Here is a 537-nt window from a genome sequence, read left to right on the forward strand (position 1 = left end):
TTATCCAATCAATATTTGGATAATCTAGAAAAAATAATTCTTCACTGCTGTTCTAAACAAAAAAGAGATTTTACACCCTCTGATTATGGGTTGGAAAAAGAAGTCGGATTTCAAGAATTAGAAAAGTTTTTAAATGAAAATTCAGATTCTGAGGATATTTTTAAAATATAAACCACATGAAAGATTTAGAAGAGTTTTTTAAACTACTTGATCATTTTAATTTATTCTTAATAGAAGAAAATGAAGAAATAATTTTAAAAAGATATAAAGATCGCGTTAATAATTATAAAATTGACTTCGAAAAGGAAAAGTATAATATAATTGACTTTATTAAGGATAATAAGGGATTATTAATAGAAATACTTAAAAAAGAAAAAAGAAAAGATAATAGTAATAGAGATAAAATCTACAAGTTAAGTCCACTTCAAGAAGGCATGTTATTTCATGGTTTATATGATGAGGATTCTAAAGCATATGTTGTTCAATTAATAGTAGATTTTCCAAAAGGGTTAAATATTGATTATTTGAAATCTTCTT

Annotated in this window: 1 protein-coding gene; it reads left to right on the plus strand. The window is 23.5% G+C overall.

Annotated elements, in window-relative coordinates; genetic code table 11:
- Nucleotides 1–176 precede the first annotated feature (176 nt).
- On the plus strand, nt 177–537 hold a 361-nt coding region (locus ABD816_RS22250; protein ID WP_344931126.1), incomplete at its 3' end, for a hypothetical protein.

The sequence above is a fragment of the Aquimarina addita genome (assembly GCF_039539305.1).
In the GTDB taxonomy this organism is placed as follows: Bacteria; Bacteroidota; Bacteroidia; order Flavobacteriales; family Flavobacteriaceae; genus Aquimarina; species Aquimarina addita.